At 69.9% G+C, this 9,661-nt stretch carries 8 protein-coding genes; all 8 read right to left on the bottom strand.

All coding sequences use genetic code 11. The annotated features are described in order from the left end of the window. Positions 1-414: 414 nt before the first annotated feature. The 8 genes from tyrS to argJ all read right to left on the bottom strand — a co-directional run bounded on the left by tyrS (position 415) and on the right by argJ (position 9,619). Positions 415-1,728, bottom strand: a complete 1,314-nt coding sequence (gene tyrS / locus DEI89_RS15625; RefSeq protein ID WP_110904984.1) for a tyrosine--tRNA ligase — start codon at positions 1,726-1,728, stop codon at positions 415-417. 32 nt (positions 1,729-1,760) lie between these two features. Next, positions 1,761-2,426 (bottom strand): DNA-3-methyladenine glycosylase, encoded by a 666-nt coding sequence (locus DEI89_RS15620; protein WP_110904983.1) that lies wholly within the window; start codon positions 2,424-2,426, stop codon positions 1,761-1,763. Between the two features lie 49 nt (positions 2,427-2,475). Next, the gene (argH, locus tag DEI89_RS15615) at positions 2,476-3,945 is read right to left on the bottom strand and encodes an argininosuccinate lyase (RefSeq protein ID WP_258368985.1); all 1,470 of its coding nucleotides are present in this window, start codon (positions 3,943-3,945) and stop codon (positions 2,476-2,478) included. A 97-nt stretch (positions 3,946-4,042) separates the two neighbouring features. Then, entirely contained in the window at positions 4,043-5,239 is a 1,197-nt protein-coding gene (locus DEI89_RS15610; protein ID WP_110904982.1) for an argininosuccinate synthase, read from the bottom strand. Positions 5,240-5,266: 27 nt separating this feature from the next. After that, complete coding sequence (argF, locus tag DEI89_RS15605; RefSeq protein WP_110904981.1) at positions 5,267-6,226, bottom strand: ornithine carbamoyltransferase; 960 nt, start codon at positions 6,224-6,226, stop codon at positions 5,267-5,269. Continuing rightward, on the bottom strand, positions 6,223-7,449 hold the full coding sequence (locus DEI89_RS15600) for an acetylornithine transaminase (RefSeq protein ID WP_110904980.1): 1,227 nt from the start codon (positions 7,447-7,449) through the stop codon (positions 6,223-6,225). Before DEI89_RS15600 ends, argF begins: the two co-directional genes overlap by 4 nt. Then, entirely contained in the window at positions 7,446-8,459 is a 1,014-nt protein-coding gene (argB, locus tag DEI89_RS15595) for an acetylglutamate kinase (protein ID WP_110904979.1), read from the bottom strand. The genes DEI89_RS15600 and argB overlap by 4 nt, the downstream gene beginning before the upstream one ends. Next, on the bottom strand, positions 8,459-9,619 hold the full coding sequence (gene argJ, locus DEI89_RS15590) for a bifunctional glutamate N-acetyltransferase/amino-acid acetyltransferase ArgJ (protein ID WP_110904987.1): 1,161 nt from the start codon (positions 9,617-9,619) through the stop codon (positions 8,459-8,461). Before argJ ends, argB begins: the two co-directional genes overlap by 1 nt. Positions 9,620-9,661: the final 42 nt, after the last annotated feature.

Genomic DNA, 9,661 nt, shown 5'->3' with positions numbered 1-9,661 from the left:
AGGTCAATAAAATTGGCATTGACAATGTGCACGCTGTTGAGTTCTCAAGGACCAGACGCACTCCCCACACAACACCATCACGATGTCACGCCAGAGAGGCTGTCGTTCTCGAACCCACCGATGTCGTCGAACCCAGCCACACAACCGTGCAACCAGATCCAGTGGCTCATCCCGAAGGAGAGAACCGGTGGAGTAGTCATCCTAAGCGTCGAAGCGAACCAGCACAAGGCCAGATCCGATCTCCAGTGGAGGATGGTCCCGCTTGAGGGCCGACGTGCTCTGGGCTTCCGCTCCAGCCGCTCCGCCGCACCTTTGGGGTGACGAGGGATTACTTTACGCAGCCCCCACCCCCACCACCAACCCACCCCACATCCCGGGCGTGTCGCACACTGCAACACATTGACGGGGCCCGGATCAGGAGACCGTCACGCCCGCCAGGGTCTTCTTCCCCCGTCGGAGGACGAGCACACCCGCCGGCAGTGCGAGGGACGCCAACGTCGCCGCCGGGTCCTCAGCGCGCTCGTTGTTCACGTAGACACCGCCCTGGGTGACCGCACGCCGTGCCTCACCGAGGGACTTGACGAGTTCCGTGTCGACGAGGGCACGAGCGAGGTCCGCGGTTCCCTCGATGGCGACGGACCCGGGGAGCTCCGCGATCGCGGAACGGAGGATCTCGGCATCCAGTGCAGCGAGGTCACCGTTGCCGAACAGTGCTGCCGACGCATCGATGGTCGCCCGCGTCGCGTCCGCGCCGTGGACCAGGGTGGTGACCTCCACTGCCAGGGTGCGCTGGGCCTCCCGGCGGAACGGCTCGTCGGCCACCGCCTGCTCGAGCCGCTCGATCTCGGCACGCGACAGGAACGTGAACTCCCGGAGTCGGGCGATCACGTCGGCGTCCGCCGTGTTGAGCCAGAACTGGTAGAAGGCGTACGGCGACGTCATCGCGCCGTCGAGCCAGATCGCGTTGCCCTCGCTCTTGCCGAACTTCGTGCCGTCCGAGTTCGTGATGAGTGGCGTCCCGAGCGCGTGCGCGGCCACACCCTCGGTACGCCGGATCAGCTCCGTCCCCGAGGTCAGGTTGCCCCACTGGTCGGACCCGCCGGTCTGCAGGGTGCACCCGTACTGCCGGTACAGCTCGCGGAAGTCCAGCCCCTGCAGGATCTGGTAGCTGAACTCCGTGTAGCTGATGCCTGCGTCGGAGTTCAACCGGGCGGCGACGGCGTCCTTCTTCAGCATCGAGTTGACGCGGAAGTACTTGCCGATGTCGCGCAGGAAGTCGATGGCCGAAAGCGGTGCGGTCCAGTCCAGGTTGTTCACCAGACGGACGCCGTTCTCACCGTCGGGGCTGAGGAAGCGGGAGACCTGGGCTTGCAGACGACCGACCCACTCCACGACGGTCTCGCGGGTGTTGAGCGTTCGTTCCGCCGTCGGACGCGGATCACCGATCAGGCCGGTCGACCCGCCGACGAGCGCGAGCGGCTTGTGTCCTGCCAGCTGCAGCCGGCGCATCGTGAGGAGCTGCAGCAGGTTGCCGCAGTGCAACGACGGAGCCGTCGGGTCGAAGCCGCAGTAGTACGTGACAGGTCCGGCGTCGAGGGCCTCTTTGAGGGCGGTCTCGTCGGTCGAGACGTGCACCAGACCACGCCAGCGGAGCTCGTCCCACACCGAAGCGAAGGTCGGGTCGTTCTGCTGGCGCGTCAGGACATCGGGAGCGGTATCACTGGACACCCCGTCATCGTACCGGCGCCGAGGCACACCCTTCAGTCCAGGGCGCCCTTGTGACGCCGGTACGCGGAGACGGTCGGTTCGTCCCGCAGCCAGAAACGCCACGGGAACGAGGCGCCACCAGCGACACCGCCGACCCCGGTGCGTGGACCACACGCGATCGTGCCGGCGGCCAGGAGGTCGTCGACGACCGCAGCCGGCGTCGATGAGGCGAGTCGGGCCTCCAGTCCGGGTGCCAGGGCGAGGCGGTACGGGCCGGAGCCGTCGAGGAGCGACGTCCCGTCGTCCTCGCCGAGGACGGCGCCGAGAGCGACGCCGAGGTTGCCCGGTCCACGCGCGAGGGCGACGTCCGCGACGGATGGACCGCGCCGCTGGCGTGCGGTCTCGACGCCCGCGACGACCTCTGCCCCTCGGAGCAACGACCCGGACGAGACGCCGTCCGGTCCGCTCACGACGTTGACGCAGGTGTGGATGCCGTAGGACCGGTACGCGTACAGGGTGCCCGGTGGGCCGAAGAGGTGTCGGTTGCGGGCCGTCATCCCGCGGTGCCCGTGCGACCCGGGGTCGGTGGGACCGAAGTAGGCCTCGACCTCGGTGATGCGGAGCGTGACGCCCTTGCCCGCCACGGTGGCACCGAGGAGGGCCGGGGCGGAGACCGGGGCGGGCTCGGACAGCACGGCGAGGAGCGCGGTGGTCGTCATCGCGCCGTCGCCGTCGCCGTTGCCGTCACCGTTGGTCCGGGCGTTCCGGTCATCGAGCGAAGGGCGTCCCCGCGGCGATCTCGGCCACGGACCGTGTCACGGCGGCGAGCTGCTCGGCGACCCGCTCCGGCGCGGTTCCGCCCACGCCACGACGCGAGGCGACGCTGCCCTCGATGGTGAGGACCGCACGGACGTCCGGCGTCAGGTGCGGTGAGACGGACGCGTACTCCTCGTCCGTCGGGTCGTCGAGGTCGATGCCGCGCTCCTCGCAGTACCGCACGAGCGCACCGGACAGCTCGTGCGCGTCGCGGAACGGCACACCCTGACGGACCAGCCACTCGGCGACGTCGGTCGCGAGCGAGAAGCCCTGCGGCGCGAGCTCCGCCATCCGAGCGGTGTCGAAGGACAGTGTCGCGACCATGCCGGTGAACGCGGGCAGCAGGACCTCGAGCTGGGCGACGGAGTCGAACACCGGCTCCTTGTCCTCCTGCAGGTCCCGGTTGTACGCGAGCGGCAGGCCCTTGAGGGTGGCGAGGAGCCCCGTGAGGTTGCCGATCAGTCGGCCGGACTTCCCGCGCGCCAGTTCGGCGATGTCCGGGTTCTTCTTCTGCGGCATGATGCTCGACCCGGTCGAGAAGGCATCGTGGAGCCGGACGAAGCCGAACTCCTTGGTGTTCCAGAGGATGACCTCCTCGGCGAGACGCGAGATGTCGATGCCGATCTGCGCCAGGACGAAGGCGAACTCCGCCACGACGTCGCGAGCGGCGGTCGCGTCGATCGAGTTGTCAGCCGGACGGTCGAAGCCCAGCTCGTGGGCGATCGCCGTCGGGTCGAGGCCGAGCGAGCTCCCCGCGAGCGCGCCGGCCCCGTACGGGCTCACGCTGGCGCGGCCGGCCCAGTCGCGCAGCCGTTCCAGGTCGCGGACGAGCGGCCAGGCGTGCGCGAGCAGGTGGTGCGCGAGCAGGACGGGCTGCGCGTGCTGCAGGTGCGTCCGCCCCGGCATGATCGCGCCCTCGTGCTCGGACGCCTGCTGGCTGATCGCGTCGACGAGGTCGATGACCAGGCGACCGATCCGGCGTCCGTGGTCGAGCATGTGCATCCGGCCGAGGGTCGCGATCTGGTCGTTGCGGCTCCGACCGGCGCGGAGCTTCCCGCCGAGTTCCGGACCGACGTCGGCGATGAGCAGGCGCTCCAGGGCACCGTGCACGTCCTCGTCGGATTCCGCCGGCTGGAGGGAGCCGTCGAGGAACGACGCCTCGAGACGGTCCAGCCCCGCGAGCATCCGATCCAGTTCATCGGCCGTCAGGTAGCCGGCCGTCTGCAGCGCTCGGGCGTGCGCCCGGGAACCGGCGAGGTCGTACGGTGCCAGCTGCCAGTCGAACTGGGTCGACTTCGACAGCGCTGCGAGCTCGGCGCTCGGACCGTCGGCGAAGCGACCACCCCACAGAGCGCCCGTGTTCGTCGCGTCGGTCTTGCTGCTGGCTTCTTCCGGCCGGGAGGCCCGGGGCACGTCCGTCATGTCGTCCTGCGTGGTGAGTGGTGGTCAGATGGCGTCGGACGGGCCGGGGCGGTTCGCTCCGGCCCGTCCGACAGGGTGGTGCTGTGCTGTGTTCCGGCTAGTTCGCGAGGTCGCGGCGAGCGGAGATCTTGCTCGGCAGCGACCACAGTTCGATGAAGCCCTTGGACAGCGACTGGTCGAACGTGTCGCCGGTGTCGTAGGTGGCGAGGTCGAAGTCGTAGAGGCTCTGCTCCGAACGACGACCGGTCACCGTGGCACGACCACCGTGCAGCTGCAGGCGGATGTCTCCGGACACGTACTCCTGCGTGGAGTCGATGAAGGCGTCGAGGCTGCGCTTCAGCCCACCGAACCAGAGGCCGTCGTAGACCAGGTCGGCCCACTCCGACTCGACACCGCGCTTGTAGCGGTTCACGTCACGCTCGAGGGTGAGGCTCTCGAGCTCCTCGTGCGCGGCGATGAGCGCCATCGCTGCCGGGGCCTCGTAGACCTCGCGCGACTTGATGCCCACGAGACGGTCCTCGACGACGTCGATGCGGCCGACGCCGTGCTTGCCGGCGAGGGCGTTGAGCTCCTGCACGATGCGCAGGACGCTGAAGCGCTGGCCGTCGATCGCGACCGGCACGCCCTGCTCGAACGTGATGGTGACCTCGTCGGCGTCCCGCGGGACGGAGGGGTCCTGCGTGTAGGCGTAGAGGTCCTCGATCGGCGGGTTCCACGGGTCCTCGAGGAACCCGGTCTCCACCGCACGACCCCAGACGTTCTGGTCGATCGAGTACGGGGACTTCTTGCTCTGCAGGATCGGCAGGTTGTGCTCCTGCGCGTAGACGATCGCCTTGTCACGGGTCAGGGCGAGGTCGCGGACCGGGGCGACGCTCGTCAGGTCCGGAGCGATGGCGGCGACGGCGGCCTCGAAGCGGACCTGGTCGTTGCCCTTGCCGGTGCAGCCGTGCGCGACGCTGTCGGCCCCGAGCTGCTTGGCGGTGAGGGCGAGGTGCTTCGCGATGAGCGGGCGGCTCAACGCGGACACCAGCGGGTAGCGCTTCTGGTACAGCGCGTTCGCCTTGAGGGCGGGGACGAGGTAGTCGTCCGCGAACTCGTCCTTGGCGTCGATGACGACGGACTCCACCGCACCGCAGTCGAGCGCGCGCTGCCGGATGGCGTCCATGTCCTCGCCGCCCTGGCCGACGTCCACCGCCAGTGCGACGACCTCTTTGCCGGTGGCGTCCTTGAGCCAGCCGATGCCGACGGAGGTGTCGAGCCCTCCTGAGTACGCGAGTACGACGCGGTCTGCCATGGGTTCTCTCCTGTGTGGTGGTGGTTGTCAGTTGCCGGGGGTCGCCACGTCTGCGGCGGTCGGGGCGTTGGCGGCGAGGAGCCAGGCGAGCAGGGCCTTCTGGGCGTGCAGGCGGTTCTCCGCCTCGTCCCAGATGATGCTGCGCGGCCCGTCGATGACCTCGGCGGTGACCTCGTAGCCGCGGTCGGCGGGCAGGCAGTGCATGAACACGGCGTCGTCGGCGGCGTGCGCGAGCAGGTCGTCGTCGACGCGGTAGCCGTGGAAGACCTCGAGGCGCTGCTGCTTCTCGTCCTCCTTGCCCATCGACACCCAGGTGTCGGTGACGACGACGTCGGCGCCGGCGACCGCTGCGACCGGGTCGGTCACGACCAGCACCGAGCCGCCGGTCTCCGCGGCGCGGGCTTCGGCGTCGCTGACGACCTCGGCGGCCGGGGCGAACTCGGCGGGGGCTCCGACGCGGACGTGCATCCCGGCGGTCGCGCAGGCGAGCAGGTACGAGTGCGCCATGTTGCTGGCCCCGTCACCCACGAAGGCGATGGTCTGACCGGCGAGGGCGCCGCGGTGCTCACGGATGGTCAGCAGGTCGGCGAGCAGCTGGCACGGGTGGAAGTCGTCCGAGAGGGCGTTGACGACGGGCACGGTGGTGCTCGCGGCCATCTCCTCGAGCCCGGCCTGGCCGTAGGTGCGCCACACGATGGCCGACACCATGCGCTCGAGCACGCGAGCCGTGTCGGTCGGGGTCTCCTTGCCGCCGAGTTGGCTGTTCGCGGTCGAGATGATCAACGGGCTGCCGCCGAGGTCGCTGATGCCGACGTGGAAGGACACGCGGGTCCGGGTCGACGACTTGTCGAAGATCACCGCGACGCTCTGCGGGCCGGCGAGCGGCTTGCTCCCCCAACGGTCGCGCTTCATCTCGACGGCGAGGTCGAGGATGGCGGACTGCTCCGCCTGGGTGAGGTCATCGTCCCGGAGGAAGTGGCGGGTCATGCGGTGGTCTCCTGGTCGGCGCCCGTGACGGCCGCCATGCTCTGCGCGAGGATCGCGAGGAACTCGTCGATCTCGTCGTCGGACACGATGAGCGGCGGCGCGATGCGCAGGCTCGATTCGTTCGGGGCGTTGATGATGAGACCGCGGTCGAGCGCGGCGGCGGACACGGCCGCGGCGACCGGCTGGCGCAGGCCGACGCCGATGAGCAGGCCGCTCCCGCGGACTTCTTCCACCAGGTCGGAGCCGAGCGCGCTGATGCCCGCGCGGATCCGCTCCCCCTTGATGACGGCGCCCTCGACGAGACCGGCTCGCTCGATCTCGGCCAGGACCGCGTTGGCGACCCTCGTGCCGAGCGGGTTGCCGCCGAAGGTCGACCCGTGCTGGCCGGCCGAGAACAGGTCGGACGCCGCACCGAAGGTCACGAGGGCGCCGATCGGGAACCCGCCGGCGATGCCCTTGGCCACGGTGATGGCGTCCGGGGTCACGCCGGTGTTCTGGAACGCGAACCATGCCCCGGTCCGGCCGATGCCCGTCTGGATCTCGTCGAGGATCAGCAGTGCACCGTGCTCCTCCGTCAGTGTCCGAGCGGCCTGCAGGAAGCCCTCGGGCAGGTCGACCACGCCGGCCTCGCCCTTGATCGGCTCGAGGATGAGAGCCGCGACGGTGTCGTCGATCGAGCGTTCGAGGGCCTCGATGGAGGTCTCGATGTGCTCGACTCCGGGGATCATCGGCAGGAAGTCCTCTTGCAGAGCGGGCTTGCCGGTCAGGGCGAGCGCTCCCATGGTCCGGCCGTGGAACGCCTGCTGCAGCGCGAGGATCCGGGTCTTGCGACCGTCCGTCCCGCGGTTCAGCCGTGCGAGCTTGAACGCGGCCTCGTTCGCTTCCGCGCCGGAGTTCCCGAAGTACACGCGGCCGGCGTCGCCGGCGCCGGAGATGCGCTTCAGGCGCTCCGCCAGCTCGAGCTGCGGCGGGGTGGCGAAGTAGTTCGACACGTGCACCAGCTTGGCTGCCTGGTCGCTGATGGCCTCGACCAGCGCCGGGTGGGCGTGGCCGAGCGAGTTCACCGCGATGCCGGCGAGGAAGTCGAGGTACTCGTTGCCGTCGACGTCCCAGACGCGACAGCCCTCGCCGCGCTCGAGCATGATCTTCGGCGGGGTCAGGGATCGCATGAGCGACGCCCCGAACCGGTCGTTCCAGGTCTCGGTCTGCGTCTGGGTGCTCACCGTGGTGTGCCCTTCTCGTCGTGGTGCGGGGTGGTGTGCTCGCCGGCGGCGCGGCGGCCGATCTCGGCGTGCGTGTTCTGGTTCTCGGTCCGTCGGCTCGGGTCCGGGATCACCTCGGTGCCCGCACCGCGGAGGGTGAAGACCTCGAGCAGGATCGAGTGCGGGATGCGACCGTCGATGATGGTCGCGCCGCCGACGCCGCCGACCACGGCGTCCAGGCACGCGGTCATCTTCGGGATCATCCCCGACTCGAGGGACGGCAGCAGCTGCCGGAGTTCCTCGACGGCGATGAGGTCGATGATCGAGTCCCGGTCGGGCCAGTTGCGGTACAGGCCGGGGACGTCGGTCAGCATCATCAGCTTCGACGCGTTGAGCGCGATCGCCAGCGCGGCCGCAGCGGCGTCGGCGTTCACGTTGAGCGCCTGGTCCGGGTGCGCGTCGTCGATCGCGATGCTCGACACCACCGGGATGCGGTCGGCCCGGATCGCCGCGAGGACGCCGGACGGATCGACGTGGGTGATGTCGCCGACGTGACCGAGGTCGAAGTGCTCGCCGTCCACGACGACGCCCTTCTTCTCGCCGGTGAACAGCGACCCGCCGTCGCCGAACACCCCGACGCCGAGGCCGGCACCGTGCTCGTCGATGAGGTCGACGATCTCGCGGTTCACCTCGCCCGCCAGCACGTCGCGGACGACGGTGATCGCTTCGGTCGTGGTGACGCGGTAGCCGCCACGGAACTCGGACTCGATGCCCTGTTCCTTGAGCGCCGCCGAGATCTGCGGACCGCCGCCGTGCACGACGACCGGGTGCAGTCCGGCGTACCGCAGGTAGACCATGTCCTCGGCGAACGCACGCTTCAGGTCGTCGTTCACCATCGCGTTGCCGCCGAACTTGACGACGACGATCTTGCCCGAGAACCGCTTCAACCACGGCAGGGACTCGATGAGCGTCGCGGCCTTGACGGTCGCGAGCTCGTGCTCTTCTTCCTTCGAGAGGTCCGGATCGCTCATCAGCTGGAGTACGCGCTGTTCTCGTGGACGTAGTCGTGCGTCAGGTCGTTCGTCAGGATCGTCGCCGCGTGCGGCCCGACCCCCAGGTCGATCAGCACATGGGTGTCCCGCGGGCTGAGGTCGACGCTGTCGCTCGGCTGGTCCGGAGCGCCGGCATGGCAGACCCGGATGCCGTTCATCGAGACGTCGACCGCGTACGGGTCGAACTCGGCATCGGTCGTGCCGATCGCGGCGAGGACCCGACCCCAGTTGGGGTCGTTGCCGAAGACGGCCGCCTTGAAGAGGTTGTTCCGGGCCACGCTCCGGCCGACCGCCACCGCGTCGTCCTCGCTCACGGCACCGACGACCTCGATCGCGATGTCGTGCGCGGCGCCCTCGGCGTCCTGTTGGAGCTGCCGGGCGAGGTCCGCGCAGACGGCGGTCAGGGCCTCCCGGAAGTCGCCGACCTCGGGGGTCGTTCCCGACGCGCCGGACGACATCAGCACGACGGTGTCGTTCGTCGACATGCAGCCGTCCGAGTCGACACGGTCGAAGGTGACCCGGGTCGCGGCGCGCAGTGCCTGGTCGAGTTCGTCGGAGGTCAGGGAGGCGTCCGTCGTGATGACCACGAGCATCGTCGCCAGGCCCGGCGCGAGCATGCCCGCGCCCTTCGCCATCCCGCCGACCGTCCAGCCGTCGACCGAGACGACGGACTGCTTCGGCTTCGTGTCGGTCGTCATGATCGCCGTGGCGGCGTCCGCTCCCCCGCCGTCGGTGAGGGCGTCGGCCGCGAGCGTCACGCCGCGGAGGACGCCGTCACGGAAAGTCTGGTCGCCGACACCGATGAGGCCGGTCGAACAGACGACGACGTCACCCGCACCGATCCCGATGGCGTCACCGACCGCCTCTGCGGTCAGGTGCGTCGTCTGGAAGCCGAACGGACCCGTGAAGCAGTTCGCGCCTCCCGAGTTGAGGAAGACGGCTCGCGCCACCCCGTCCCCCACGACCTGGCGGGACCAGATTACCGGGTGCGCCTGAGCGCGGTTCGAAGTGAAGACGGCGGCCACGGCGTCGGACGGGCCGTCATTGACGACGAGCGCCACGTCCGGCTTGCCGCTCGCCTTCAGGCCCGCGGTGACGCCGGCGGCCCGGAAGCCCGCCGCAGCGGTGACGCCCTGCAGCGCGCCGTCAGCGGACCGGAGGCCCGTGACGGCGTCGTCCGC

It is taken from the genome of Curtobacterium sp. MCBD17_030 (assembly GCF_003224255.1).
Classification (GTDB): Bacteria; Actinomycetota; Actinomycetes; order Actinomycetales; family Microbacteriaceae; genus Curtobacterium.
This window is presented reverse-complemented; position numbering and strand designations above follow the sequence as displayed.